This window comes from Exiguobacterium sp. s157, assembly GCF_018618205.1.
Lineage (GTDB): Bacteria > Bacillota > Bacilli > Exiguobacteriales > Exiguobacteriaceae > Exiguobacterium > Exiguobacterium chiriqhucha.
The window spans coordinates 275,803-301,350 of sequence record NZ_JACSLQ010000002.1; the positions used below are offsets into that span (position 1 = coordinate 275,803).

The 25,548-nt window shown below is 53.1% G+C and carries 27 protein-coding genes; 22 read left to right on the forward strand and 5 right to left on the reverse strand.

Annotated elements, in window-relative coordinates; all coding sequences use genetic code 11:
- Positions 1 to 19: 19 nt before the first annotated feature.
- From atpG to KNP67_RS05295, 9 genes are all read left to right on the forward strand, one after another.
- Positions 20 to 877 carry an ATP synthase F1 subunit gamma gene (atpG, locus tag KNP67_RS05255; protein ID WP_021066139.1) on the forward strand — a complete coding sequence of 286 codons (858 nt, stop codon included), beginning with the start codon at positions 20 to 22 and terminating at the stop codon, positions 875 to 877.
- A 34-nt stretch (positions 878 to 911) separates the two neighbouring features.
- Entirely contained in the window at positions 912 to 2,330 is a 1,419-nt protein-coding gene (atpD, locus tag KNP67_RS05260; RefSeq protein ID WP_021066140.1) for a F0F1 ATP synthase subunit beta, read from the forward strand.
- A 28-nt stretch (positions 2,331 to 2,358) separates the two neighbouring features.
- Positions 2,359 to 2,769, forward strand: a complete 411-nt coding sequence (locus KNP67_RS05265; RefSeq protein WP_021066141.1) for a F0F1 ATP synthase subunit epsilon — start codon at positions 2,359 to 2,361, stop codon at positions 2,767 to 2,769.
- Between the two features lie 173 nt (positions 2,770 to 2,942).
- Positions 2,943 to 4,139 (forward strand): EAL and HDOD domain-containing protein, encoded by a 1,197-nt coding sequence (locus tag KNP67_RS05270; RefSeq protein ID WP_029594690.1) that lies wholly within the window; start codon positions 2,943 to 2,945, stop codon positions 4,137 to 4,139.
- A gap of 198 nt (positions 4,140 to 4,337) precedes the next feature.
- Complete coding sequence (locus tag KNP67_RS05275; protein ID WP_021066143.1) at positions 4,338 to 4,556, forward strand: DUF1146 family protein; 219 nt, start codon at positions 4,338 to 4,340, stop codon at positions 4,554 to 4,556.
- Positions 4,557 to 4,800: 244 nt separating this feature from the next.
- Positions 4,801 to 6,102 carry a UDP-N-acetylglucosamine 1-carboxyvinyltransferase gene (gene murA / locus KNP67_RS05280; protein WP_029594691.1) on the forward strand — a complete coding sequence of 434 codons (1,302 nt, stop codon included), beginning with the start codon at positions 4,801 to 4,803 and terminating at the stop codon, positions 6,100 to 6,102.
- 77 nt (positions 6,103 to 6,179) lie between these two features.
- Positions 6,180 to 7,166, forward strand: coding sequence for a rod shape-determining protein (gene mreB / locus KNP67_RS05285; RefSeq protein WP_021066145.1), 987 nt, complete (start codon positions 6,180 to 6,182; stop codon positions 7,164 to 7,166).
- A gap of 102 nt (positions 7,167 to 7,268) precedes the next feature.
- Positions 7,269 to 7,703, forward strand: coding sequence for a DUF4275 family protein (locus tag KNP67_RS05290; protein ID WP_051627671.1), 435 nt, complete (start codon positions 7,269 to 7,271; stop codon positions 7,701 to 7,703).
- A complete protein-coding gene (locus KNP67_RS05295; RefSeq protein WP_214756109.1) occupies positions 7,704 to 8,465 on the forward strand; it encodes an SDR family oxidoreductase in 762 nt (253 codons plus the stop codon). It begins immediately after the preceding gene.
- A 35-nt stretch (positions 8,466 to 8,500) separates the two neighbouring features.
- Here the strand turns inward: KNP67_RS05295 and KNP67_RS05300 are convergent, their stop codons facing one another.
- Both KNP67_RS05300 and KNP67_RS05305 read right to left on the reverse strand, forming a co-directional pair.
- Positions 8,501 to 9,280 carry a response regulator gene (locus KNP67_RS05300; RefSeq protein WP_029594694.1) on the reverse strand — a complete coding sequence of 260 codons (780 nt, stop codon included), beginning with the start codon at positions 9,278 to 9,280 and terminating at the stop codon, positions 8,501 to 8,503.
- Positions 9,261 to 11,072, reverse strand: coding sequence for a sensor histidine kinase (locus tag KNP67_RS05305; RefSeq protein ID WP_029594695.1), 1,812 nt, complete (start codon positions 11,070 to 11,072; stop codon positions 9,261 to 9,263). The genes KNP67_RS05300 and KNP67_RS05305 overlap by 20 nt, the downstream gene beginning before the upstream one ends.
- A 181-nt stretch (positions 11,073 to 11,253) precedes the next feature.
- Between KNP67_RS05305 and KNP67_RS05310 the strand changes: the two genes are divergently transcribed.
- From KNP67_RS05310 to KNP67_RS05325, 4 genes are all read left to right on the forward strand, one after another.
- Positions 11,254 to 13,185, forward strand: a complete 1,932-nt coding sequence (locus tag KNP67_RS05310) for a sensor histidine kinase (RefSeq protein ID WP_029594696.1) — start codon at positions 11,254 to 11,256, stop codon at positions 13,183 to 13,185.
- Positions 13,186 to 13,307: 122 nt separating this feature from the next.
- Positions 13,308 to 14,081, forward strand: a complete 774-nt coding sequence (locus KNP67_RS05315) for a flagellar hook-basal body protein (protein WP_214756111.1) — start codon at positions 13,308 to 13,310, stop codon at positions 14,079 to 14,081.
- Between the two features lie 11 nt (positions 14,082 to 14,092).
- Positions 14,093 to 14,872, forward strand: coding sequence for a flagellar hook-basal body protein (locus KNP67_RS05320; RefSeq protein ID WP_131471421.1), 780 nt, complete (start codon positions 14,093 to 14,095; stop codon positions 14,870 to 14,872).
- A 64-nt stretch (positions 14,873 to 14,936) separates the two neighbouring features.
- Positions 14,937 to 16,034: a glycerate kinase family protein gene (locus KNP67_RS05325; RefSeq protein WP_251130788.1), complete on the forward strand. Its 1,098-nt coding sequence runs from the start codon at positions 14,937 to 14,939 to the stop codon at positions 16,032 to 16,034.
- Between the two features lie 27 nt (positions 16,035 to 16,061).
- Here the strand turns inward: KNP67_RS05325 and mscL are convergent, their stop codons facing one another.
- Positions 16,062 to 16,439: a large-conductance mechanosensitive channel protein MscL gene (gene mscL, locus KNP67_RS05330; protein ID WP_214719362.1), complete on the reverse strand. Its 378-nt coding sequence runs from the start codon at positions 16,437 to 16,439 to the stop codon at positions 16,062 to 16,064.
- A 206-nt stretch (positions 16,440 to 16,645) separates the two neighbouring features.
- Here mscL and KNP67_RS05335 point away from each other — a divergent pair, with 206 nt between their 5' ends.
- From KNP67_RS05335 to KNP67_RS05360, 6 genes are all read left to right on the forward strand, one after another.
- Positions 16,646 to 16,897: a DNA-directed RNA polymerase subunit beta gene (locus KNP67_RS05335; RefSeq protein ID WP_029594701.1), complete on the forward strand. Its 252-nt coding sequence runs from the start codon at positions 16,646 to 16,648 to the stop codon at positions 16,895 to 16,897.
- Between the two features lie 13 nt (positions 16,898 to 16,910).
- The gene (gene fabZ, locus KNP67_RS05340) at positions 16,911 to 17,333 is read left to right on the forward strand and encodes a 3-hydroxyacyl-ACP dehydratase FabZ (protein ID WP_021066156.1); all 423 of its coding nucleotides are present in this window, start codon (positions 16,911 to 16,913) and stop codon (positions 17,331 to 17,333) included.
- 12 nt (positions 17,334 to 17,345) lie between these two features.
- Positions 17,346 to 17,795, forward strand: a complete 450-nt coding sequence (locus KNP67_RS05345; protein WP_214719364.1) for a hypothetical protein — start codon at positions 17,346 to 17,348, stop codon at positions 17,793 to 17,795.
- A gap of 96 nt (positions 17,796 to 17,891) precedes the next feature.
- The gene (locus KNP67_RS05350; RefSeq protein ID WP_214756113.1) at positions 17,892 to 19,631 is read left to right on the forward strand and encodes a methyl-accepting chemotaxis protein; all 1,740 of its coding nucleotides are present in this window, start codon (positions 17,892 to 17,894) and stop codon (positions 19,629 to 19,631) included.
- A gap of 63 nt (positions 19,632 to 19,694) precedes the next feature.
- The gene (locus tag KNP67_RS05355; RefSeq protein ID WP_034779192.1) at positions 19,695 to 20,744 is read left to right on the forward strand and encodes a C45 family autoproteolytic acyltransferase/hydrolase; all 1,050 of its coding nucleotides are present in this window, start codon (positions 19,695 to 19,697) and stop codon (positions 20,742 to 20,744) included.
- 115 nt (positions 20,745 to 20,859) lie between these two features.
- Positions 20,860 to 21,138, forward strand: a complete 279-nt coding sequence (locus tag KNP67_RS05360) for a hypothetical protein (protein WP_214756115.1) — start codon at positions 20,860 to 20,862, stop codon at positions 21,136 to 21,138.
- A gap of 2 nt (positions 21,139 to 21,140) precedes the next feature.
- Here KNP67_RS05360 and KNP67_RS05365 read toward each other — a convergent pair whose 3' ends face one another.
- Positions 21,141 to 21,767 (reverse strand): class I SAM-dependent methyltransferase, encoded by a 627-nt coding sequence (locus KNP67_RS05365; protein WP_131471413.1) that lies wholly within the window; start codon positions 21,765 to 21,767, stop codon positions 21,141 to 21,143.
- Between the two features lie 74 nt (positions 21,768 to 21,841).
- Here KNP67_RS05365 and KNP67_RS05370 point away from each other — a divergent pair, with 74 nt between their 5' ends.
- The 3 genes from KNP67_RS05370 to KNP67_RS05380 all read left to right on the forward strand — a co-directional run bounded on the left by KNP67_RS05370 (position 21,842) and on the right by KNP67_RS05380 (position 24,609).
- Positions 21,842 to 22,243 (forward strand): cryptochrome/photolyase family protein, encoded by a 402-nt coding sequence (locus tag KNP67_RS05370; protein WP_251130789.1) that lies wholly within the window; start codon positions 21,842 to 21,844, stop codon positions 22,241 to 22,243.
- A gap of 71 nt (positions 22,244 to 22,314) precedes the next feature.
- Positions 22,315 to 23,487: an IS200/IS605 family element RNA-guided endonuclease TnpB gene (tnpB, locus tag KNP67_RS05375; protein ID WP_131471411.1), complete on the forward strand. Its 1,173-nt coding sequence runs from the start codon at positions 22,315 to 22,317 to the stop codon at positions 23,485 to 23,487.
- A gap of 81 nt (positions 23,488 to 23,568) precedes the next feature.
- Positions 23,569 to 24,609 (forward strand): cryptochrome/photolyase family protein, encoded by a 1,041-nt coding sequence (locus KNP67_RS05380; RefSeq protein ID WP_242678945.1) that lies wholly within the window; start codon positions 23,569 to 23,571, stop codon positions 24,607 to 24,609.
- 88 nt (positions 24,610 to 24,697) lie between these two features.
- Here KNP67_RS05380 and KNP67_RS05385 read toward each other — a convergent pair whose 3' ends face one another.
- Positions 24,698 to 25,369: a hypothetical protein gene (locus KNP67_RS05385; RefSeq protein ID WP_131471409.1), complete on the reverse strand. Its 672-nt coding sequence runs from the start codon at positions 25,367 to 25,369 to the stop codon at positions 24,698 to 24,700.
- Positions 25,370 to 25,548 lie beyond the last annotated feature (179 nt).

Consider the following 25,548-nt stretch of genomic DNA (forward strand, 5'->3'; position numbering starts at 1 on the left):
ATTAAGGTGGTGAATCGAAATGGCATCATTACGTGAGATCCAGATGCGGATCACCTCGACCCAAAGCACGAAGCAAATCACGAAAGCGATGAACATGGTGTCGGCCTCGAAATTGAACCGCGCTCAAGGGAGCAACGCCAACTTCAAGCCGTACATGACCAAGTTGCAGGAAGTCATCTCGTCGATTGCCGGCGGTACTTCAGGCGCAACACACCCGATGCTTCAAGTCCGTCCCGTTAAACGGACCGGCTATATCGTCATCACGTCAGACCGCGGACTTGCTGGTGGATACAACGCCAGCGTCCTTCGTGACGTGTATCGCGAGTTGAAAGCCAAACACGGTTCAACAGACGAATACCGTCTGTACGTGATCGGGAAGGTCGGCGTTCAGTTCTTCAAGGCCCGTAACATTCCGGTGTACAGTGCCATGACAGGACTCAACGACCAGCCATCATTCGTTGAAGTCGCAGAGATCGTCAAACAGACGGTCGGCGCGTTCAGTGAAGGCGAGATCGATGAATTGAAGCTTTGCTACAACTCATTCATCTCTGTCATCAGCCAAGAAGTGAAGATCGATCGATTGCTTCCGCTTGGGAATATCGAACAGACCGCATCTAATGTGATGTATGAATACGAACCAGAAGAAGAAACGATCTTAGCAGCGCTTCTTCCGCGTTACGCGGAAGGACTCATCTACGGCGCGCTCCTCGATGCGAAAGTATCGGAGCACGCGGCTCGGATGACGGCGATGTCGAACGCGACGGACAACGCGGATGAACTTATCCGTGGACTCAAGCTCAAGTTCAACCGCGCGCGTCAAGCGGCGATCACACAAGAAATCACAGAGATTGTCGGAGGTGCGGCTGCGCTTGAATAAGCGCACGCCCTCTAGATTGTAGGAGGCTAACACGATGAACGAATACGGCATGAAAGGCCGCGTAGTCGCAGTCATGGGCCCAGTTATCGACGTTAAGTTCGACAACCACTTACCGAACATCTACAACGCCCTCAAAGTCACGCATGTGGCTGAATCGGCGCAAGATGTCAGTGTCGACTTGACGCTCGAGGTGGCGATTCACCTTGGGGATGACACGGTCCGTACGATTGCGATGGACTCAACGGACGGCGTTCGCCGCGGCATGGAAGTACTTGACTTAGGTTCACCGATTTCAGTACCGGTCGGAGAAGAGACGCTCGGTCGTGTCTTCAACGTACTTGGTAACCCGATTGACGATAAAGAAGTATCACCGACTGTCCGTCGGTCACCGATCCACCGTCTCGCACCGACGTTCGATGAGTTGTCGACAAAAGTTGAGATCTTGGAAACAGGAATCAAAGTCGTCGACCTTCTCGCACCATACATCAAAGGTGGTAAAATCGGCCTCTTCGGTGGTGCCGGTGTAGGTAAAACCGTTCTCATTCAGGAACTCATCAACAACATCGCGCAAGAGCACAGCGGGATTTCTGTATTTGCAGGAGTCGGTGAGCGTACGCGTGAAGGAAATGACTTGTTCCACGAGATGACGGACTCAGGCGTTATCAAGCAAACGGCGATGGTCTTCGGTCAGATGAACGAGCCGCCGGGCGCGCGTCTTCGCGTAGCCTTGACGGGTCTTACAATGGCAGAATACTTCCGCGATGAGCAAGGACAAGACGTTCTTCTCTTCGTCGATAACATTTTCCGTTTCACACAGGCAGGTTCGGAAGTATCGGCCCTTCTCGGTCGGATGCCATCTGCCGTAGGTTACCAACCGACACTCGCGACGGAAATGGGTATGCTTCAAGAGCGGATCACGTCAACAGCTAAAGGATCGGTTACATCGATTCAAGCCGTATACGTACCAGCCGATGACTATACTGACCCGGCTCCAGCGACAACGTTCGCTCACCTTGATGCAACGACTAACTTGGAGCGTCGTCTTTCGGAGATGGGGATCTACCCAGCCGTTGACCCGCTCGCATCGACTTCACGTGCCCTCTCGCCTGACATCGTCGGACCAGAGCACTACGAAGTAGCCCGTAACGTCCAGCAGACGCTTCAGCGTTACAAAGAGCTTCAAGATATCATTGCAATCCTCGGTATGGACGAGTTGTCTGAAGACGATAAGCTCACGGTTCACCGTGCCCGTCGTATTCAGTTCTTCTTGTCACAAAACTTCCACGTGGCTGAGCAGTTCACAGGCCAAAAAGGTTCGTACGTACCAGTTAAAGAGACAGTTCGCGGCTTCAAAGAGATCCTCGATGGTAAACACGACGATCTTCCAGAAGATGCATTCCGTCTCGTTGGTCCAATCGAAGACGTCATCGAAAAAGCGAAGACGTTGGTCTAAGACCTACACGGAAGGGGGAAACTAGACGATGAATACTCTTCACGTCAACGTCGTCACCCCGGATGGTGCAGCCTATGAGGGCGAGGCACGGATGGTCGTCGCCAAATCGGTGACCGGTGAACTCGGTATCTTACCGAAACACATCCCGATGGTGACACCGCTCGATATCTCAGTTCTCAAACTGCGCCACGAAGATGGTGGACGCACGCTGATCGCACTCAGCGGCGGTTTCATGGAAGTTCGTCCCGACACGGTGACGATCTTAGCTGAAACAGCCGAAATGGCGGATAAAATCGACTACGACCGCGCTTCTGCGGCGAAAGTTCGTGCCGAGCGTCGTCTTCAAGACACGAAGCTCTCGGACCTCGAATTCCGTCGTGCGGAGCTCGCGCTCAAAAAAGCGATTAACCGTTTGAGCATTCGCGATATCAAAGAATAACCGACATCTCTCCTGCAGCCGCAGGGGAGATTTTTTTGTGGATGGACCGAATGAATCACGTTCCTTCTATATATATAGGTCCAAAGCATCAAAAGTTTTACGCCCAAATAGTGGAAGACAGACATCTCTTATCCGATAATATAGGTGGGAACTACGGTAAAGGAGACAATGGGATGAAAGTTTATGTTGCGCGCCAACCGATCTTTGATCAAAAATTACGCGTCTGTGGCTATGAACTGTTATATCGCCGCAGCGAGAAAAATATATTTGAACATGTCGATGACGCACTTGCGACCGCCGACGTGATTCATAACGCCTATCTCGTCTTCAACTTTCGGGAGTTGACGGAAGGGACGAGAGCGTTCATTAACTTTCCGCAAAACTTGATTGAGAGCGAGGTACCGGCTTTATTGCCGCGGCAGACGCTCGTCGTCGAGGTGCTCGAGCATGTCGAACCGACGGAGAAAGTCTTGGCGGCGTTACGTTCGTTACGTCGGAAAGGCTATACGATCGCCCTCGACGACTTCGTGTTCGAAGAGAAGTATCGGCCACTCATCGGACTCGCCGATATCATCAAAATCGACTACCAGGCGACACCGATCGACCAACAGAAGCGGCTCATCGACGCCCTCGGCCATCGCGTCGAATTTCTAGCGGAGAAAATCGAGACACCGTTCGAATATGAGATTGCCAAGAAGCTCGGCTATCACATGTTCCAAGGCTACTTCTTCAGTCGGCCGACGGTCGTCCACGGTGCCGAGGTCCATCCGCTCCGGCATACGCTCGTCGAAGTGCTGAAGGAACTCGATAAGCCGGAACCGGACTTCCGACGCATCGCCAGCCAAATCGAACGAAGCGTCGACTTGTCGTATAAAATGTTACGCTCGGTCAACACGGTTTATCAAAAGGGACGTCACACGATTCAATCGATTGAACAGGCCGTCGCGCGCATCGGGCTCGATGAGATGCGGCGTTGGTCCTACTTGATGTTGTTGCGTGAGTTGCAGACATCCGAATCGAAAGAATTGATTAAACAGAGTGTCATCCGCGGCAAGATGATGGAACTGATCGCGGCCGAGACGCTGCCGCACGTGACGGCGTTCGACGCGTTCATCACGGGTATCTTCTCGTCGCTTGACGTCATCTTGGACGAGACGATGCATACGCTCGTCTCGGAGCTTCCGGTCGAACCCGTCGTCAAAGCGGCGCTTCTCGGGGAAGACAACGAGTTGCGCGGTTTGCTCAATACGGTGCTCGCCTATGAGCGGTTGACGGTCGACGTCGATGAGACGATGCCGGACTTGTCTCGATACTACGTCGAAGCCATCCGTTGGAGCCAAACTTATGATGCTGAAGTGAATAATGTTTGAAATGTTGAAGGGACGTCAATTACTGTACTAAGGCCATGCGCCGATTGACGTTCCTTTTTGTATGCGGTTTATGGAGAGAAAGCGAGTTGATCGGATGAACCCATTCCACCACTCACTTAAACGCTAAGTCTTTTTTTCTCTGACGTGACATGCTATGATTAAAAATGGTACGAATTTTTGAAAAGAGGGGAATCGTCGATGTTGAACACCGTGTTATCGCTCGTCATTTACGTCGTAGCGATCTACGTCGCTTGGTGGGCACTCATGCCGGTCAAATGGGACCGCCTGCTCAATCAAGTGAGGAGTCCGCAAGCAGCAGTCTTGCGTGTCCTCGTGGCCGTCGTCTTCGGTTCACTGATCGCCCAGTTCTTTTTGGAGTATATCCGATTGGCCCAGGCGCTCGCACCATTACAGTAGGCAGGGAAACGATTACTAAACTGTAATCCTGCTGTAACGTTTCTTATATGTTTATCGTGTAGGATAAATTCGTCTGACATGACGAATTTTTCATCAGAATTTTATGAGTGCTTTTATTATTATTTTTCTCTCTGATGAAGCGTCACGTGTTACAAACCATCGTAGTAATCGACATAACCACATCCGGTAGAGGATATCGACGTATAAAACAAAAAAACAACGAAGTTGGAGGACAAAGAGAGATATGAAGGATTTGATTGTAGTCCGTGGAGGACGTAAATTGTCAGGTACTGTGCGTGTTGAAGGAGCTAAAAACGCCGTACTCAAAACATTGGTTGCCACTCTTTTAGCAAGCGAAGGAAAGTCGGTACTTCAAAACGTGCCACGCCTCGCTGATGTGTACACGATTAACAAAGTACTTCGCCACCTTGGTGCAGAGGTTGCGTTTGACGAAGCAAATAACGAAGTCACTGTCGATGCGTCGGGCACAATCAAAGACGAGGCGCCGCTTGAGTACGTCCGCAAGATGCGTGCCTCGATCCTTGTCATGGGTCCTCTCCTTGCTCGTCTTGGGCATGCGCGTGTCGCAATGCCAGGCGGTTGCTCGATCGGGTCACGTCCGATTGACCTCCACTTAAAAGGCTTCGAGGCAATGGGCGCGAAGACGGTCATCGGCAACGGTTTCGTCGAAGCTTCGGTCGACGGTCGCTTGAAAGGTGCGAAGATCTACTTGGACTTCCCATCTGTCGGCGCGACAGAGAACATCATGATGGCGGCAGTCCTTGCTGAAGGAACAACGGTCATCGAAAACGTCGCCAAAGAACCTGAAATCGTCGACCTTGCCAACTTCTTGAACGGTATGGGCGCACACGTCCGCGGTGCCGGTACAGAAACGATTCGAATCGAAGGCGTGGAGAAACTCCATGGTGCCGAGCATTCAATCATCCCTGACCGCATCGAAGCCGGTACGTTCCTCGTTGCTGGAGCGATCACAGGTGGCGACATCGAAGTCATCGGCGCTGAGCGCGAGCACCTTCGCCCACTCATCTCGAAGATGGAAGAAATGGGCGTCAAGTTCGAGGATACGTCAGAAGGCATGCGTGTCATCGCACCGGATGTGTTGAAGCCGGTCGACGTGAAGACGATGCCACACCCTGGTTTCCCGACTGACATCCAAGCACAAATGATGGCGCTCGTCTTGAAAGCTGGCGGCACATCGGTCATCACCGAAACAGTGTTCGAGAACCGCTTCATGCACGTCGAAGAATTCCGCCGCATGAACGCAGACATTAAAATCGAAGGACGCTCGGCAATCATCAAAGGCGGCGTTCGCCTCCAAGGTGCTGAAGTCGTCTCGACTGACCTTCGTGCCGGAGCAGCCCTCGTCCTCGCGGGACTCATCGCGGACGAAGAGACACGCGTTGGCGATCTCTACCACATCGACCGTGGCTACGTCGACTTCCACAAGAAATTGCAAGCGCTTGGTGCTGACATCGAGCGAATCCAAGGGAACGTCGAAGTTGCCGAAGAAATGGTCAAGAACTAATTAATAGACTCATAGGAGCGAGGAGAGACTCTTCTCGCTCTTTTCAATGAAGTAACGAACGGAGGAACCTACACACCATGTTTTCAAAAGATATCGGGATTGATTTAGGAACAGCAAACGTCGTCATCCACGTCAAAGGTCGAGGCATCGTCCTCGACGAGCCATCCGTCGTTGCCATCAAGCGTTCGACAGGGAAAGTACTCGCTGTCGGAACGGAAGCGTATCAGATGGTCGGACGTACGCCAGGTGACATCGTCGCCATCCGTCCACTCCGTGATGGGGTCATCGCTGACTTCGCGACAACCGAAGAGATGCTTCGCCATTTCGTCGAGAAGATCCAAGTCCGCGGTTTCTTTGGCGGCATCCGCATGCTCATCTGTACACCGGCAAACGTGACACCGGTTGAAGCGAAAGCGATCCGTGAGGCGGCCGAGAAGGCCGGCGCGAAAGAAGTCTTCCTCGCCGTAGAACCGAAGGCAGCAGCCGTCGGTTCAGGCATGGACATCTGGAAGCCGGTCGGTCATATGATTGTCGACATCGGTGGCGGGACGACAGACGTTGCCATCCTCTCGATGGGCGATATCGTCTGCGGCGAAACGATTAAAATCGCCGGGGATCGGTTCGATACGGACATCCTCCGCGCCATCAAAGACAAGCATAAGCTCGTCATCGGTGAGCGGACGGCCGAGCAAATCAAGAAAGAGATTGCGACGGTCTTCCCAGGCGGACGTAACGAGACGATGGATATCCGAGGTCGTGACATGGTGCGTGGGCTTCCGCGTACGGTAACCATCACGTCGGAAGAACTCCGTGAAGCGATGGCTGAATCGGCAAATGAGATCGTCGAAGCAACGAAGCGCGTCCTCGAACAGACGCCTCCGGAACTTGCGGCCGATATCATCGACCGCGGCATCATCATGACAGGTGGCGGCTCGCTCCTCCACGGGATCGACCAGCTCGTCGCCGAGCGTGTCGGATTGCCGGTCATGATTGCCGAAGAGCCGACGCTCAGCGTCGCGCATGGCACGGGCATCATGCTCGAGCACTTGGATCGTTTGAAGTAAGATCATCTAAAGGCACGACGTCAGTAGGCGTCGTGCTTTTTTTGCGTTCAACACTGTCTGAATTTCCTGGAAATGGATAGAATAAGAGAGGGAGGGCTGCAGATGAATCCATTGATTGAGCGATTGACGGCGAAAGGAGTCGAGGTCACGGAGGTTGAAGACCGAGGTGAGGAAGCGCGTCAGACATGGGTGGCGCACTTCATACGACCGGAACAGCGGACACGGCTTTCCCCTTATCTATGGGAGGATATCGGGGCAGGGGCTGACGGCTGTCTCGTCGGAACGGCTGCTGAGCATGCGTTCGAACGGGCAGGGAAGTGGAAAGCGATGCTCTTTTTTCAACACTCGAACGATGTGCTCGAACTCGACTTGACGAAAGCACAACCACTTGCCAGGAAAGAGTTGATTGTCGAAACCATGGACTATGCGGACATCTATATCGTCGACCCGGCTTACACGTGGACGTATGTCATTCCGCACGAAGCGGACTGGGGACCGTATTTTCTCACCAAATTAGGGACTAAAGGGGATCATTAAATGACACGACCACTCACACTCATTACCGGCGTCAGTCGGACGCAAGGCATCGGGGCAGCCATCGCGCGAAAACTCGCTACGTCAGGCCATGACTTGTATCTCACGCATTGGAGCCCGTTTGACGGCACGGAAGGCGTCGGAGCGGAACCGGACTTCATCGACGGCTTCGTCGACGAATTACGGGCATCAGGGGCCCGTGTCGCACACGAAGCGTATGATTTGGCGTCTGGAGACGCAGAAGGGCTACTCAACCGCGTCGAAGCGGCGCTCGGTACTCCGAGCCGTCTCATCAACAACGCGACGTATGAACGGCACGTGAGCGTCGATACGTTCACGACCGAGACACTTCGCCGGCATTATCTCGTCAACAATGAAGGGACGCTCGGTCTGACGTTCGCCTTCATCGAGCGATACAAACAGGCTGGGCATACGGACGGACGCATCCTGTTCATGGTGTCCGGGGGAGCAGATGCATCCAACTTGGCTTATATCGCCACGAAAGGCATGTTAATCGCCATCACGCCGGCGCTCGCTAACGGGGCAGGGCAGTACGGAATCTCTGTGAATGCGCTCGACCCGGGCCCGACCGATTCGGGTTGGATTGATGACGGGCTCCGTCAACAACTCGTACCGCTGTTCCCGCATGGACGTGTCGGGACATCCGAAGACACGGCCCGCTATATCGCGTTCCTCATGGGGTCGGACGGGGCCTGGGTCAATGGGCAACATCTTCACGTCGACGGTGGCTTCGTCGGACGCTAAAAAGAGCTTCTCCCAATTCAAGGGAGAAGCTCTTTTTAATGCCATGTATAGTCTTTGTCGACGAAGAGTCGAGTGGACAAATCCGTTTGCGGGAACGGCTTTTCTTTCGCATCTAACCAGTCATGGTAATCGCAAAGACAGACGTCGTCCAAATGGAGCGAGTAGCCGTTGTTGATCGTCTGGACCGAGATACTCAAATCATACTCGGCGAGCGTCTTCTTCAAGCGGTAGACGAGGTTATAGACGTTGTGGAGCGCCCGCTGCGGCTCATCAATCTCTGGATAGAGCGTCTCGGCAATCAGCCATTTATTGACCACTTTATCACGATGGAAAATCAAGTAGGCGAACAGCTCCTCGGTCTTCTGTGTCGGCCATTTGACGAGGTCACCGTCTTGCGTCTTGACCGAGAAGTGGTCGAGACATTGAATCGTACACGTCCGGTGATGCTCGGTCGACATTGTCTCCTTGTATCGTTTCTCGACGCGAGGAATGAGGTCGTGAATCATCTGTTCGGTAATCGGTTTGAGCAGATAGTGCGTCGCTTGCAGGTTGAACGCATCGACCGCGTATTGGCTGTGCGCCGTCGTGAAGACGACTTGAGTCGTCTCGGGCAATCGTTTGGCGAAATCGAGACCGTTCATCTGGGGCATCTCGATATCGAGAAAGACGAGGTCGACTTCCTGGTTTGCTAAAAATTCAAGTGCTTGGAACGGATCGTGGAACGACCCCATCCATTTCAAGTTTGGTTCAGCTTGGATGAGGCGTTCCATCATCCTTAAAATATGGTGCTCATCTTCAATCAAAATCGTGCGCATGTTGCTCGTTCATCCTCTCTCGTTTTGGGAGTCGGATATGCACATGCGTTCCGACCCCTGGTTCAGAATTTAATTTAAATGTGGCATCTGATATGAAGTCGATCCGATTCTTGACATTCGGGATACCAATTCCATTCGATTTTCTCAAGTGCGGTGTCGGATTGAACCCGATGCCGTTGTCGGCAATCCGGATATCGATTGCATCATCTGAGGACTGGATCGACAACATGAGCCGTTTGATACCTGGTTGCTTCATCAACCCATGCTGTACCGCGTTCTCGACGAGCGGTTGCAATAACAGCGGTGGAATCAAGGCGTTGAGGACGGATTCGTCGATATCTTTCGTGATGGTGAACGCATCATTGAAGCGAGTCTGCTCAATCATCAAATACGAGTCGATGACGTCGAGTTCTTGCTTGAGCGAGATATCGTTCTCGGTCCGCCCATTCTCGAAGATGAAGCGGACATATGTGCTCAAATGGCTGAGCAAACGTGCCGCCTCGGTCGGTGCCGTGTAACAGAGCGCAATCACGTTCCCGAACGTGTTGTATAGGAAGTGCGGCTTGATTTGGGCGTTGAAGAACGAAATCTCACTTTGGTTGGCGAACGTCTGCACTTCACGCTTTTTCCGTTTATCCGTCGACAAGTGAATCGGGAGCAACGTGAACATGAGCAGGAAGTAAATGAGCGACATGACGCTCGTATACAGTTCTTGGTTCGGGTGGTCAATCAGAACGTTGATCAACTGGCCGACATAGCCGATGATGAGTGAGATCGTGAACACGAGAAATTCGAACGGATAGCCGTCGTTTTTTCGTTCGAACAGCCAATTGATGTTCAGCCCGGTCCAGAAGAACGTGATGAACAAGACATACACCCAAGGGAATTGGTCGAACGTCGCGTGCGCACCTTCTGGCAGCACCAAGGCGATCAGACTGAACGCATAGAACGGGTAGGACGCGTACTTCAAAAAGTGTCGAAACGGGACGCGTTCGAGACGTAACGCAAAGTTGATTAACATCGCGACACTCAGTAATGCCGTAATCAAATTTAATTTATGGGCCAAAACGTAAGACATCATAGGGACGATTTCGAATACGATCATTTGATCATTCGTCATAAGCGAGACGCTGACGAGGAAAAAGAAAGCAGCCCCATATAAATAGAGCGATTCCTTACGATGGAACAGCCGAACGATTGCGTAGAATGAAAAAATGAGGAGCGAGATGAGGATAATCACGAACTCATAACTGAAGTATTGATTATGATAGGTCATCATATTGCTCGTTGGACCGATGAGCAGGCTATCGGAAATTCCAGTCGAGAGCTCATTCGTCTCAGCCGTTTGAATCGTCAGACGGAACGTCGGGGTATGCGTATCCAGAAGAACGAGGTAGGCATGCCGAAGGTCTTCATCTGTCGATGCGTAGACGGGTGAAACAGCTTCTCCATCAATGAGAAGGTTGACATGTGGGTGGTTACGCGGCACACGCAAAGCGTATTGTCCGGGAGGCAGTGAAATGTCAGCTTCATAAGTAGCCATCTTGTGTGGTGTCACATGCGGGAGTTGTCGATAAGACTCGCGGTCGACTCGCTCGAGCAGGCTCGATTGAAAGCGCCACGTCCCATCGAGACGCATGAGTTGTTCGGTCACACGAGAATCGGTCAAATCGGCCGTTCCTTGTGTGACGGTGACTGAATCGTCAATCGTCTGTCCGCGCGTTAAGGCGAAGCCGCCAACGAGCGCGAAGAAGACCATCAACATGACCAGCCCAATCGATTTAGGGGTCATCTGCATATTCCCTTCGTGGTTTGTGAGTTTTTTGTGAGAAACGAACGATATACTGACACTAATCGTTCACATATTAACGTGACGAATGTTTTCTTATCGTACACGAAACTGACTTTTTTGAATAGCCGAACATACGAAACTATCTAATCCGATTAATCATCGATATGAAAGAAGGCTATATATGAAACGCTGGATTGAACAACGAATTAGCCGCCAAGTCCTCACCGTGTTTTATGTATTGATTGCCTTAATCACGTTGACGTCACTCGGCACATACTTTTATACCCAGCAGGCGATCCGCGAAACCACGGTCGAGCTTGAGCGGATCAGTGAACATCGTTCGCGGGCGACTGATTTGTTCGAGACATGGCAGTCGATGCAATACGAGATGCGCGGCCACGTTTTACTTGGGGAGGATGCATTGCTAGCAGAAGTCAAGCAAGCCCAAGACCGAATCGACGACCAGACGAGCTGGTTTGAACAGAACGCCGAGACGAACGAAGAGACGACGTTCGCGGAAGAGGCGCGTTTGCTCTTTACCATCTATACGACGCGCGTCATGCCTGGTCTCGAACGTTACGTTGTCGCCAAAGCGAACGGCGAAGTCGATGAGCCGTTCTTACAGATGGCGACCGTCGGCCAACTCATGCCGAAGAATGCATCGTCGAATCAGACACGATTCAAATTCAATTCGAATAGTGCGGCCGATATGAGTGCGAGCATCGTCGACATGGAATCGGTATTCACGGACTATCGCTCCGAGCTCGACTTTCAAGAGTCGGGTCTCCGGGAAGAACTGTCGGAGCAGCTCGCCAAAGCCCAATGGATGTGGCTACTCATTTTGCTCGGCGCGTTGTTCATCCTCTTTGTTAGCCTACAACCATATATTGTGCGGTTGACGAAACAGCTTGAGGCGCTCATCACGAACAGTGAACGGCTGGCCGTCGATCCGCATGCCACGCTTATTCCAATCAATCCAATGAAAAACGAGGTTGGTCAACTATCGAAATCGTTCACGGAGATGTCGAGCTCGTTGATTCATCAACATACTGAACTTGAGAAAGAGCGCGAGAAGACGGCCCGCATTTTGCATACGATGCGCGACGCGATTGTCTTTGTCGAGGTAGACACAAACCAACGCTTCGCCAACGAGGCGCTGTTCGAACTGTATGAGCAGCCGTTCCCGTTCGGCGACCGTCAGAGCTTGTATCCGATTGACGCGTTTTATGAGCCGTTCATGGACCAAATCGATGATCAGGACGGTCTCAATCGCTTCACACACCGGGCTAAAAACTGTGGAATCTTCGATGAAACGTTTACGTATTCGATGCAAGGGGGAAGACGTATCATACGGATGTACGCCGAACCGATTGAACTGCAGGACGAACGTTTCGGCGTGATGTTTGTGTCGCGGGACATTACGAAAGAGATTGAGATTGACCGCTTGAAGACGGAACTCGTCGCGACGGTCTCACACGAACTTCGTACCCCGCTCACATCCATTCTTGGTTTTACCGAACTGCTTGAACACCGACAGGTCGACGAAGAGAAGCGGAAACGCTACTTGAGTATGATTCATAGCGAGACGACCCGGCTCGAGCGGCTCGTCAGCAATCTGCTCGACGTGCAGAAGATAGAGTCCGGTAACGCGCAGCAAGACTTCAAAGTCGAGAGTTTGTTCGAACTATTGTCCGATATTCTTGAGATTCATGCCGGTTCGACCGAGTTGCATGCGTTCCATTTCGATTGTGATGAAACGATTCGCGTCTCCGGGGACCCGGCGCAACTGCGTCAAGTGTTCTCGAATATCTTGAATAACGCCATTAAATATTCACCCGACGGCGGCAATATAGCCGTCAACGTCTCGTGCGATGACGATGTCATCCGGATCGCCATCGAAGACGAAGGCATGGGTGTGGCACCCGCAGATGCCGAACGACTGTTTGAGAAGTTCTACCGTGTCCAAAACGAACAGAGTCGCAATATTGGAGGCACCGGCCTTGGGCTTGCGATCTGTAAGGAGATTATTGAATCGCACGGCGGGACGATCAGCGTTCGTTCTGAACTTGGGAATGGGACGATTATGACGGTCGAACTCCCGATTGTCGCTTGACGAAAACCACTTCACATTGCGAAGTGGTTTTTTTTAGTTTTTTTTCAAAAAACGGTGAATGAAACATTCATTTGGTACGATATACAGAGTGAAGACTTTGAACGATGAAAGGAAGACGAACCATGTTACGCGGATTATATACGGCGGCGGGCGCGATGAACGCGCTCCAGCGCCAACAAGAGATTTTGAGCAATAACCTCGGTAACGTCCGAACACCAGGATTCAAGGCATCGAACGGCGTCGTTCGCTCGTTCCCGGAAATGTTGCTCGCTCAAGTGAGCCACCCGGGAAATTCGGGTTCACGCGTGCAAGGTGAAGTTGGCACGTTATCGACAGGTGTCTACCTTCAAGAGACGATGCCTCGGTTCTCGAGCGGGAGCATCTCGGAGACGGGCAGCCCGACCGACGTATATATGAAGGTGCCGGCTGACGTGACGGGTGCCGCCATGTTCGCCGTCGAACAGAACGGCGAGACGCTCTATACGACGAACGGACGCTTCGCGGTCGATGAGGAGCGTTTCTTACGCTCGGCGGATGGCGGTTATATCCTCTCTGACGCAGGCGAGCGCATCCAGCTGCCGTCAAGTGAGTTCACGCTGTCGGTCGATGGTCAAATCACGTCGCTCGGTGAGAATGTGGCGACACTCGGTGCCGTCCAAGTTAATGACTTAGCGACGCTCGAACAGGTCGGGAACGATTACCGGGTCAACGGAGACGCACCGCCAGCAGCGAACGTTCAGTTCCAACAAGGATTTATCGAAGAGGCAAACGTCGATCTCGATCGGACGATGGCCGACTTGATGACGACGTACCGTCAGTTCGAGGCGAACCAAAAAGTCGTCCAAGCGTATGACAAGAGTGCCGAGCGGGCCATTGAGATCGCTCGGATTCGTTAAGGAGGAAGCCTATGCAATCGATCTATAACTCGGTCTCGTCGCTCACGCAGCTTCAGCGCCAGCTCGATGTGACCGGTCATAACATCGCCAACGTCGACACGGCCGGCTATAAGCGGGAACAGACCCACTTCGCCTCGCTCTTGTCGCAGGCGTACGACAATCAACCGCGTGCCGAGCTTGAAGTCGGACGCGACACCCCGAACGGGATTCGCATCGGCGTTGGCGGCCACGTCGCTGACATCAGTCAACAGTTCAATATCGGCCAAATCCGGAAGACGGACCGTGGCCTTGATGTGTTCTTGAAAGCGAGCCGCCAGTTCTTCGCCGTCGAGACAGAGAACGGTGTCGGATTGACCCGAAGCGGGAACATGCAGCTGTCGGTCGGTGATACGACGACGCTCGTCGACGTGAACGGCAACGCCCTCCTGGGTGCGGACGGGAACCCGATCGTCATGCCGAATGAGGCGACGGCGCATCGCGTCCGTCAAGATGGGATGGTCGTCGCCAGCGTGAACGGGGCCGAGCAAGAGTTCGGCCGTCTCGATATCGTCGAGGTGCGCAACACGTCAGCGCTCCAACCGCTCGGCAACAACGTCTATGCGGCTGATTTGGCGGCGGACGTTGACCGTCCGCTCGGCAATCTGTTGATCGAAGGGACGCTCGAATCGTCGAACGTCGATTTGACGAAAGAGATGACCGACATGACGATTACGCAACGTGCCTACCAGATGAATTCACGGGCGTTGTCGATGAGTGACCAGATGATGGGACTCGTCACGTCACTCCGTTAATCACAGACCGTTCTTCTTAGGAAGGGCGGTTTTTGCGTTACACTGAATAGGAGGAGGGATGGACATGCGGATTGTCGTGGCGATGGATTCGTTCAAAGGGTCGTTGACGAGCGTGGAAGCGAATCGGGCGGTTTGTCGGGCACTCGCTGGACGCGATGTCATCGAGGTGCCGATTTCAGACGGAGGCGAAGGATTTTTAGATGCGTGGCTCCTGACACATCCGGATGCCGAAATCGTCACGCAGGACGTCATGTCGCTCAACGGGACGTTACGAACAACGCGCTACGCGTGGCTCGAGGCGGGACGAGAAGCGGTCATCGAAGTGGCCGAGGCGTCTGGGCTCACACTTGTCGATACACTTGACCCGTGGCGCTACAGCTCCTATGGGACGGGGCTACAAATCAAGCATGCGCTCAAGAGCGGGGCGAAGCGCATCACTGTCGGCCTCGGCGGGAGCGCGACCGTCGACGGGGGAAAAGGTTTGCTCGAGGCGATCGGTGTCCGCTTCTTCGATGAGTTTGGACATGTCATTGGACCGTTCCCGCATCACATCGAGCGCGTCAGTCGTATCGACTGGTCAGGGCTCCTCCCGGAAGCACGTCAAGTCGAGTGGCGGATGGCCTCGGACGTGACGAACCCGTTGCTCGGACCAAAGGGGGCGGCGGCCGTGTTTGGACCACAGAAGGGACTGGCCCCACAAGACGTCGTTAGCTACGAGGAACGACTTTCCTCATACGCCCGTTGTTTCGAGCGTGATGTGACGGGAGAACCGGGAGCGGGTGCGGCCGGCGGGATTGGTTTCGCGCTCTATCAGCTCAGGGCCGTGTATGTGAGCGGAATCGAGGACGTCGTGCGGTGGTCGAATCTAGAGGAGACGTTACGGACGGTCGACTGGTTGATTACCGGAGAAGGCCACTTCGATGCGCAGTCGCTTCACGGGAAAGCGCCTTACGGGTTGGCACGTCTTGCCCATACGTACGACGTACCGACGCTCGTCTTCGCCGGACAATCGGAACTGATTGCCGTCCCGGACGTGGGGATTCAGGCCGTCTTCCCGATTGTTTCCCGGGTGATGACGCTCGAGGAAGCGATGCAGCAAGCGGCAGCGCTCTTGACGGACGCCGTCAGCCGAGCGTTCCGGTTAATCGACAAAGACGCCTGAACCAACTTCGGTTCAGGCGTCTTTGGGTCACGAGCGTTCTTTTAATAGGTCACGAATCTCCGAGAGGAGCTGTTCTTCACGCGACAGTTCCGGCTCCGGTGTCTCTTCGACCGCTTTTTCTCGCTTCAGACGGTTCAGCACTTTGACCATCATGAACAAGGCGAAGGCGATGAGGAAGAACTTGACGATTTCTTGCAGGAAGTTGCCATACGTCACGTTCACGCCGAGCACCGACACCGCGAGCGTCGAGAAGTCGATGCCGCCGATGAGGATGCCGAGGAACGGCATGAAGATGTCATTGACGAGCGACGTGACGATGGCCGTGAAGGCGGCCCCGAGGATGAAGGCGACGGCCAGGTCGATCACATTGCCTTTGATTGCAAACTCTTTGAATTCTTTCCACATAAAAATAAACCCTCCTAAATGATGAATACTCTTATGGTAGCACAGCATAGGCGGAAGCGGGCAGTATTTTTCACAGAAGCGTCGCCCTTGCCCTAGGCCGGGCGCTTGTTCGACGTATGGTAGATACGTTACACTTATATAGAACTCATGCAATAGTTTTAATACCAGGTACTAATATGTTATGATTAATTCAGCTGAAAGGATGTATGGACGTGGCGAACGAAGAACAGAACGGCTCGGAACAGACCGAGTCCAAAGAGCGGACGGAGCGGAAGCGATTATCGAACCATCGACGTTTCCCGATCTTGTTACGCGTCATCGTTGTCCTGCTGTTGGCTTTCGTGATGCTTGCGATTGGGGCCATCATTGGGTACAGCGTGATTGGCGGAGGCGAGTGGAAGGACGTGTTCAACATCGACACGTGGCGCCATATCACCGATTTTTGGCTAACATCATAAGGGTGGTGGAACCATGTACACGATTGAACAGATTAAAGAAGTGATCCCGCATCGGTACCCGTTTTTGCTCATCGACCGAATTCTTGAAGTCGAAGAAGGCAAACGGGCCGTTGGATTAAAGAATGTGACGGCGAATGAAGAGTTCTTCAATGGACATTTCCCGGACTATAACGTCATGCCTGGCGTCTTGATCGTCGAAGCGCTCGCGCAAGTAGGCGCGTTCGCGATGCTCAAGCAAGAGTCGAACCGCGGCAAGCTCGCGTTCTTCGCAGGCATCGACGGATGTCGCTTCAAACGTCAAGTCGTCCCGGGCGATCAATTGCGCCTCGAGGTCGAAATCTTGAAAGTGCGCGGACCGATCGGTAAAGGACGCGCCGTGGCGACAGTCGATGGAGAAGTTGCTTGTGAAGCGGAACTCACTTTCGCCTTGAAGTGAGGAGAGAACGAGATGCGCGTATTGGTGATTGCCTTGATTCTCGGATTGGCGACCATCGTCGGTTGCCAACAAGTGCAAGATGATCCGGTCGAGGAGAACGTCGTGTTCGAACAGGACGTTGATGATGCGATGATCGACAAGCGAGCCGGCCAATCGGAATCGATTGCGGTCTCGCTCGAGCGGACGAACAGCTCAACGATGTTGTTCACGATTCGGATGCTCGAAGACCGTCGCCTCGATCCGACGACGATCATTAGTTATGAAGTCGACGGCACGCGTGTCCCGATTCCGTTCGGTGAACTCGTCGCGGAACGCGAAGGGGATGTGCGAACTTACGTCTATCAAGCGGATTTAAACCCCGATCTATTCGTCACCGAGACGCTGCCTCTCTTCCATGTCGGAGAAGAGGGCGAGGCTGAGGTGTCGATGCCGCTCGAGGTTGTAGATTCGACAAATGAATGAACGAACGGATGATTTTTGTCGAAAATCATCCGTTTTTTTGTGCAGTTTTTCGGAGATTGTCCGATACATACAGTAAGGACGAATGGAGGGAATCACATGAAACGAAATAAACCACAATCGCTACAGACGCGGATTTTGGCGATGATGTTGGCATTCATCACGCTACTCATCGTCACATTCGGCGTGTTGCAGTACGTCAGTACGAAGCATACGGTACAGAGCTCGATGCAAGCCGTCCTGTTGGCGGACGGGGCCCGGATTAGCGAGGCGATCGACGCGGAAGCGTATGCTTCATTTTTACAGAACCCTGCGAAAGATGAACGGTTCGAGCAGTTTCGAGAACAGCTCGATACGTATCGCACGCAAATCGGGGCGATGTACGTCTATACACTCGCGGCCGACGGGGAAGAGCTTCAAATCATCGTCGACGGTATGAGCGCGAGCGATGCGGTCGAAATCGGCACGCCGACGACGGCGACGTCTTTCGAAGATGCTAAAGCGGCGTTTGAGGGTGGGACCGTCACGACGCCGATCGTCGAGGACCCGGAATATGGAGACTATATGACGGTGCTCGTTCCGATTAAACAAGGCGGGGACGTCATCGGTGTACTTGGAATCGACAAAGGGGCGAGTGATGTCGCAGCGGTGACGGAAGACGTGTTGCAAGAGAGCTTGCCGCCGATTCTCATCGGGCTCGTTATCTTGCTCGGGGTGGCTTCAGTCATCATTTGGCGCTACCTTGGCTGGAAACTTCGTCCGCTCCGGGAGCTCGAGCGTGTCGCGACCCATATCGCGAGCGGGGACTTGGCGACGGCGGCTCGTGAGATGGACAACATCCAGTTGAAGGCGAATGACGAAATCAAGCGGCTCACCGCCTCGATGGATCAGATGACGAAAATGCTCCGCGACTTGATCTCCGGATTACAAACGTCCGCCCAGACGGTGCGTGACGAGAGCGGCAACGTGGCGAGCATCTCGGAAGAAGTGAACGATGCCTCGCGTCAAATCGCGTTCACGATGGAAGAAATCGCGGGCGGTGTCGAGAATCAGAGCGTGCTCACGATGAAACTGTACGGACATATGAATGAGTTCTCGGGACTGGTCGACCAGACGGCGCACGACGGGAACGGCGTGAGCGAACAAGCGGAAGTCGTCAGTCGTGTGACGGCAGAAGGGCTCGAACTGATGGAGGATGCCGTCGGCAAGATGACGAACATCCATCTGCAAGTGCGCGAGTCGCAAGGCCAGGTGAAGGACTTCGAGCAACAGGCGGACGAAGTGACGGCGCTCGTCACGATGATCCGTCAAATCTCTGAGCAGACGAACTTGCTCGCCTTGAACGCAGCCATCGAGGCGGCTCGTGCCGGGGAGCATGGAAAAGGCTTCGCCGTCGTCGCTTCTGAGATTCGCAAGTTATCCGACAGCGTTGCGCGGTCGGTCAGTGAGATTTCGGAAATCGTTGGCAGCGTCAAACGAAACTCGATCGCGCTCGGCGAGACGTTCACGGACAGCATGCACGCTGCCGAGGACGGCAAGCGGACGCTCGAGGAGACGAAGCGCGCCTTCAATGAGATTGAACAGAGTGTGCGGGAGATGCAGCGCCTGACGAACTCGATGCAAGGGCAGCTCGGACGCGTCAAGACGAACCAAGACGACATCAAACGTGGTCTTTCTGACATCGCGTCGATTTCTGAAGAGAGTACGGCTGGTAACGAGGAAGTGGCCGCCTCGACCGAACAGATGTCGGCGACGAGCGAGACGATGAACCGGCTCGTTAAAGATTTGTCGCACACGGCCGAGGACATGCAACGCATGAGCCGACAGTTCAAGTTGTAAACAGTCTCAAGTCAGACATACCTCCGTTGCGTCCGTTATACTAGGCGCAAGGGAGGTTTTTTCATGCAACGCGTCTCAAGTGAACTCACACAATTCCGCGGCAGTCACTATGACTTTGGCCGCTTTCAAGGACAATACATCAAGCGCAGCAAACTGCTCGAGAACCGGACCGACCAGTGGAAGCTCCGCGTCCCGCGCTTTGAGATTGACGAGCGCGAGGCGAAGCAGGCGTTCGACCGGTTCGCTCCGAAGATTTGGGAAGAACTGCTCGGCCTGCAGGATGAGCTCGAATTGACGCTCGCCGACACGCTCCTTCACTTCGGTCATTTCCGGGTCAATAACCCGGTCAGCGGCTGTTCGATTTTGACGGGGGACAACTTCCTCGTCCGCAACTATGACTATCACCCGATGACGTACGATGGACGCTATAACGTGTTCCAGCCAGATGAGGGTTACGCCGTTATCGGTCCCGTCTCACGTGTCACCGGCCGGATGGACGGGATGAACGAGAAAGGGCTCGCCATGGGTTATAACTTCATCAACCGCCGGCGCCCGGGGGATGGGTTCGTCTGTCAGATGATTGGCCGAATGATTCTCGAGACGTGCGCCACGGTCGAGGAGGCGGTCGATTTGCTTCAAGAGATTCCGCACCGCGGCTCGTTCACGTATGTCGTCCACGACAAGTCGTCGAAGACGCGTGTCATCGAAGCGACACCGCGCGACATTCGCGTCCGCGAGTCGAATATCTGTACGAACCATTTCGAGTTGCTACAACACGAGAACCGTTACCATCTTGATGATTCAACACGCCGGATGATGGAAATCAAGATGTATCAACATATCGTCCAGGACGCCGAGAGTGCGTTCCGGCTCATGAACGACTCGGACAAAGGCGTCTTCTCGGAGCTGTACAAGAGCTGGGCCGGCACGATTCATACGGCGGCTTATTTCCCGGAGACGCTCGAGACGTGGTTCGCCCTCGGTGGCGACCGCGACCCGGTCATCTTTGATTTTCAGGAGTGGCTCGACGGCAAGGATTTTGATTTACATGCCCTCGATGGGGAAATCGCGACCGACATCGAGTTCGCGAACACGGTCCAACTGTGGCGGTAACGAAAAACAAGCAGAGGCTCATGATGAGTCGCTGCTTGTTTTTCGTTCGTCTGGCGCACGTTAGACCGTACTGAATTCTTTAAAACCGGGAATACTTATAGCAGGAGGGATTCAGATGAAACGAATCGGATTGTTAGCCATCATGCTCAGTTTGATGCTCGTCCTCGGCGGCTGTGTGCCGGGCGACGGGACGTACACGACCGACCCGGCCGGCTTCTTTTGGGGCGTCTGGCACGGGTGGATCGCACCGGTGTCACTCATTTTAGGATTGTTCAATGACACGTATCGCGTCTATGAGGTGAACAACACCGGCTGGTTCTATGATTTAGGTTTCTATATTGCCATCATCAGCGGGTTCGGCGGTGTAGCAGTCACACGGAAGAGCCGGGGCTGACGTTAGACTGGTTTTCGTCCCATTACGGCGACCGTATGATAATCGCGCGAGTCAGGTCCACGGCGTTCTTGAACGTCAATGAACCCGAGCGTGGAAGCGGCAGGGATGAACTGTTCCCGCACGATGGATGCGATGCCGTCCCACGTCACATCGCCTTTCCCGTCGCAGTAAGTGATGACGAACGACCCTCCTGGTGCGAGGATGCGTTCGACTTCAGCGAGGACGGCGGCCACGTCTTCCCAAAAATAGAGCGTATGGATGCTGAAGACACGGTCAAACTGTGCGTCTGGAAACGGGAGCGTCCCGAGGTCACCTTCGACGATTTCGGCTCTTCCAACATGCACGTCCGTTTGATTTCGTCGGAGCGCCGAGCGGACGATGGTCGGGGAACGGTCGAGCCCGGTCACATGCACGTGCTCATAGCCACGCAGGATCTGTGCTAGTGCGTCGCCGGCCCCGCAACCGAGGTCGAGAACACGATGGTCGGGCTGAATGTGAAGTTGTTCAATCGTCCAATCGACTTCGACCCGATGTTGGCGGACCATCTTCTCGCCGATATACGTCCCGACGATGCCGCGCGGGTTTTCGTATTGACTGTCAATCCATGTTTGGAGACGTGTGAAGCGCATCGAACCATTCCTTTCTAAATAACATCGAGGTAGATTGAGTGTAGCATAACCATTTTAGGAGGGGAGTTGAATCGATGCGTTCCTTTTGGATTTTCGGCAATCAGTTGTCGCACGAACTCGAGCTATTCAATCACATCGAGGAGGATGACGTCATCGTCATGATTGAGGCGACGTCACGGTCGACGTGGCGGCCGTACCATAAACAAAAACTCGTCCTCATCTTCTCGGCGATGCGTCACTTCGCTGAGGAACTGCGAGAAAAGGGCTACACTGTCGACTATCATGAGGCCGATTCGTTCCAGGACGCGTGGGACGACCACTTCAAGCGATACGAACCGGAGGCAATCCATTATACGGCCGTCACCGACGTCGCGATGGAGAAGAAGTTGCGTCAGTTCGGGAAGAAATATAAGCTCGTCGAACATTCGGACGTGCCGCTCTTCTATCAAATTAGGCGAGAGTACTCCCACTTCTAAACGAAGTGAAAGTGGGAGGTGAATCGCCAACCTCTCTTTTGGGTATAATTCCTTCCAAGGAGGTGAAATTCATGTTGAAACATAAGGCTTACAAATTCAGAATTTACCCGACAAAAGAACAGGAAATCCTGATCGCCAAGACGATCGGTTGTTCGCGTTTCGTGTTCAACCACTTCTTAGCGAAGTGGGATGAAACCTACAAAGAGACAGGCAAAGGACTGTCCTACGGTTCTTGTTCGAAAGAAATTCCTTTACTAAAACAAGAGTTCGGCTGGCTCAAGGAAGTAGATAGTCATTCGCTTCAATCCAGCGTCAAGCACCTAGCCGATGCGTATGATCGTTTCTTTAAGAAGCAGAACGAACGGCCTCGATTCAAGTCGAAGCGCAACCCTGTACAATCTTACAAGACGAATATCGAGAAGAAGAATCAACTTCCTGAAGTCTCGATCGTAGGTAACAAGCTCAAACTTCCGAAGTTGAAGTGGGTTCGTTTTTCCAACTCCAGACAGGTCGAGGGGCGAATCTTGAACGCCACGATCCGACGCACAGCTTCGGGTAAGTACTTTGTGTCCCTGCTCGCAGAGCATGAGATCAACGAACTGCCGAAGACAGAATCATCTGTCGGCGTCGACGTCGGGCTGAAGAACTTCGCCATCCTGTCGGACGGCACGGTGTACAAGAACGACCGCTACTTCCGCACGCTCGAGAAGAAACTTGCGCGCGAACAGCGCAAGTTGTCACGTCGTCAGCTCATCGCCCTAAACAGGAAAGTGAGACTTTCCGAGGCGAAGAACTATCAGAAGCAAAAGCGAAAAGTCGCGCGCATCCATGAGAAGATTGCCAACAAGCGTACTGACTTCCTGCATAAGGTATCGACCGAGATCGTCAAAAACCACGACGTCATCGGAATCGAGACTTTGCAAGTGAAGAACATGCAAAAGAACCGCAAGTTGAGCAAGTCGATTTCCGAGGTCAGTTGGTCAGAATTCTTCAGCATGCTCGAGTATAAAGCCGACTGGTACGGGAAGACCGTCGTGAAGGTCGGGAAAACCTTTGCCTCGAGCCAGCTCTGTTCTAGTTGCGGCCATCAACACAAAGACGTGAAGCATCTTGGCTTGCGTGAATGGAGATGCCCGAGTTGCGGGATTCATCACGACCGCGATGTGAATGCAGGAATAAACCTCAAACAAGAAGCAGAACGCATCTTAGCTTCTTCAACCGTCGGGACGACGGGGTTAGCCTGATAAGGTTTCGACCGTTAGGTCGAATAACTCAGGAATCCTCCACCTCTAAGCGAAGCGTAGGTGGGGGTAGTTCAACGCCAGATGCGGAAACGGTTTGACGTCTTGCTCGAGGATGGGAAACCGAGGGGTGGCAAATGGTCGTTCGATGCGGACAACCGCCAGCCGCCGAAAGCCGGGCTGACGTTCCCGGCACCGATTCATTTCCGGCCGGACGTCATCACGAAAGACGTCATCGAAAAAGTGAATCGCGATTTCGCCGACCATCCGGGAGACATCACTCCGTTCGTCTGGCCGGTGACGCGCAGTGAGGCACGGCGGGCATTGAAACGGTTCGTTGAGGAGCGACTCGAGACGTTCGGTCCGTATCAAGACGCGATGCTGTCGGACAATCAAGACATGTCACACAGTCTGTTGTCCGCAGCAATCAACATCGGACTGCTGACTCCGGATGAGGTCGTCCAAGCGGCGGTGGAATCGGACGCACCGCTCGCCTCGGTGGAAGGATTCGTCCGTCAAATTCTCGGATGGCGAGAATTTATGCGCGCCGTCTACGTGGCGTCGATGCCGGGCTACGAGTCGGTCAATACGTTCAAGTATGAACGCGATTTACCCGATTACTTTTGGGACGCCGAGACGGAGATGAACTGCATCCATCAGAGCGTGAAGCCCGTCATCGAGAAGGCGCACAACCATCACATCCAACGGCTCATGGTGCTCGGTAACTTCGCGACGCTGTTCGAGGTGTCGCCACAACAGACGAGCGACTGGTTCAATAAGATGTACATCGACGCTTACGACTGGGTCGTCTTGCCGAACGTGCTCGGGATGGCGCTCCATGCGGACGGCGGAAAGCTGGCGACGAAGCCGTACATCGCCTCGGGAAAATATATCGATAAGATGAGTGACTACTGTAAAGGATGCACATACAACCCGAAACATACGACCGAGGACGACGCCTGTCCGTTCAACGCGTTGTATTGGCACTTTATCGACAAGCACGAGGAGCGATTCGCGAAGAACCAACGCATGAAGATGATGGTCCGCAACTGGCAAGGGCGGGATGATGCCGTCAAAGCGGACATCTTGGCGAAGGCGAGGCAGACGCTAACGGATATGTCCTAACGATAAAAATGATGAGAAACAAATGACGTGAGCCTGGTAAACTTCCAGGCTCACGTTTTTATAAGAACTTTTGTTCATCGAATCATCATTAACTTGGCCATTCAATTCCAATTTCAGAAAAAGAACATCTACTTTCTTCAATTCCTTCAACATCATTTGCGTTAATTGATTGAATGTCCTCTTCCGTTAAAAGAATACGCCTAGTAGGGTCTTCCAACTTTAAATGATATAGTTTTTCCACTAATGCTAGTTGTTGTTCCGTGAGTTCGTAATTTTCTTCCCAAAATTCAATAGCCGCTTCATACTCTGATGCCTGTACTTCTAAAAGATCCGCTCCTCGTTCAAGCATGATGTCATAAGGATGACTCGAAAAAACGTGCTGTTCACTTTCCCATAAGACGGTCGTGACGACTGGACGAACCTCTCCATCCACTTCATCTAACAAGTATTGAAGCGTTTCTTGTTCAGCTGTTTGTTGTACCTGGTCCGGAGCTTCGATAAAGTATTGCTTTGCATCTACTGGGTTCAAAGCGAGATGGTCATTTCGGAAACCTGCGGCATATACCTCTTGACCGAATGCCACCGTCCCTCTGCTTCCTTGGCCATCATTCGTACTGTAGTTGTCACCATCCCATGAATGTTCGTACGCAAGATCAGGAGCATCCGCTATAAAAACAGCATGGGCAATCGAGGCGAGTATGCATCCTTCCCATATGTTTTGGCGGGTCCACTCATGTTCGGTGAGTTGAATTTTTTTCACGTCTATTCCCCCCTAGTTATTCTCAAATGAAGGCTTTACTCGATTTCCGCTCACTAACAGTATAACTCGGTTAACAAGTAGACATTGATGTTAGTTCGGCTGGTTTGTAAATCTCATTCATGAAAGGTTTACGCTTTTTTTCACACGCTTCACAGACACTTTACATTCATCCGGTACGA

Bases quoted from the DNA above. Each gene is read 5' to 3' on its own strand.
- KNP67_RS05290 (WP_051627671.1), top strand. From the start codon at position 7,269: ATGAATCCATTGATTGAGCGATTGACGGCGAAAGGAGTCGAGGTCACG.
- KNP67_RS05335 (WP_029594701.1), top strand. From the start codon at position 16,646: ATGGACGTGGCGAACGAAGAACAGAACGGCTCGGAACAGACCGAGTCC.
- KNP67_RS05345 (WP_214719364.1), top strand. From the start codon at position 17,346: ATGCGCGTATTGGTGATTGCCTTGATTCTCGGATTGGCGACCATCGTC.
- KNP67_RS05350 (WP_214756113.1), top strand. From the start codon at position 17,892: ATGAAACGAAATAAACCACAATCGCTACAGACGCGGATTTTGGCGATG.
- fabZ (WP_021066156.1), top strand. From the start codon at position 16,911: ATGTACACGATTGAACAGATTAAAGAAGTGATCCCGCATCGGTACCCG.
- KNP67_RS05310 (WP_029594696.1), top strand. From the start codon at position 11,254: ATGAAACGCTGGATTGAACAACGAATTAGCCGCCAAGTCCTCACCGTG.
- KNP67_RS05295 (WP_214756109.1), top strand. From the start codon at position 7,704: ATGACACGACCACTCACACTCATTACCGGCGTCAGTCGGACGCAAGGC.
- KNP67_RS05360 (WP_214756115.1), top strand. From the start codon at position 20,860: ATGAAACGAATCGGATTGTTAGCCATCATGCTCAGTTTGATGCTCGTC.
- KNP67_RS05300 (WP_029594694.1), bottom strand. From the start codon at position 9,280: ATGCGCACGATTTTGATTGAAGATGAGCACCATATTTTAAGGATGATG.
- mscL (WP_214719362.1), bottom strand. From the start codon at position 16,439: ATGTGGAAAGAATTCAAAGAGTTTGCAATCAAAGGCAATGTGATCGAC.
- KNP67_RS05270 (WP_029594690.1), top strand. From the start codon at position 2,943: ATGAAAGTTTATGTTGCGCGCCAACCGATCTTTGATCAAAAATTACGC.
- atpG (WP_021066139.1), top strand. From the start codon at position 20: ATGGCATCATTACGTGAGATCCAGATGCGGATCACCTCGACCCAAAGC.
- atpD (WP_021066140.1), top strand. From the start codon at position 912: ATGAACGAATACGGCATGAAAGGCCGCGTAGTCGCAGTCATGGGCCCA.
- tnpB (WP_131471411.1), top strand. From the start codon at position 22,315: ATGTTGAAACATAAGGCTTACAAATTCAGAATTTACCCGACAAAAGAA.
- KNP67_RS05265 (WP_021066141.1), top strand. From the start codon at position 2,359: ATGAATACTCTTCACGTCAACGTCGTCACCCCGGATGGTGCAGCCTAT.
- KNP67_RS05315 (WP_214756111.1), top strand. From the start codon at position 13,308: ATGTTACGCGGATTATATACGGCGGCGGGCGCGATGAACGCGCTCCAG.
- KNP67_RS05355 (WP_034779192.1), top strand. From the start codon at position 19,695: ATGCAACGCGTCTCAAGTGAACTCACACAATTCCGCGGCAGTCACTAT.
- KNP67_RS05275 (WP_021066143.1), top strand. From the start codon at position 4,338: ATGTTGAACACCGTGTTATCGCTCGTCATTTACGTCGTAGCGATCTAC.
- KNP67_RS05325 (WP_251130788.1), top strand. From the start codon at position 14,937: ATGCGGATTGTCGTGGCGATGGATTCGTTCAAAGGGTCGTTGACGAGC.
- KNP67_RS05365 (WP_131471413.1), bottom strand. From the start codon at position 21,767: ATGCGCTTCACACGTCTCCAAACATGGATTGACAGTCAATACGAAAAC.
- KNP67_RS05370 (WP_251130789.1), top strand. From the start codon at position 21,842: ATGCGTTCCTTTTGGATTTTCGGCAATCAGTTGTCGCACGAACTCGAG.
- murA (WP_029594691.1), top strand. From the start codon at position 4,801: ATGAAGGATTTGATTGTAGTCCGTGGAGGACGTAAATTGTCAGGTACT.
- KNP67_RS05320 (WP_131471421.1), top strand. From the start codon at position 14,093: ATGCAATCGATCTATAACTCGGTCTCGTCGCTCACGCAGCTTCAGCGC.
- KNP67_RS05380 (WP_242678945.1), top strand. From the start codon at position 23,569: ATGCGGAAACGGTTTGACGTCTTGCTCGAGGATGGGAAACCGAGGGGT.
- KNP67_RS05305 (WP_029594695.1), bottom strand. From the start codon at position 11,072: ATGACCCCTAAATCGATTGGGCTGGTCATGTTGATGGTCTTCTTCGCG.
- mreB (WP_021066145.1), top strand. From the start codon at position 6,180: ATGTTTTCAAAAGATATCGGGATTGATTTAGGAACAGCAAACGTCGTC.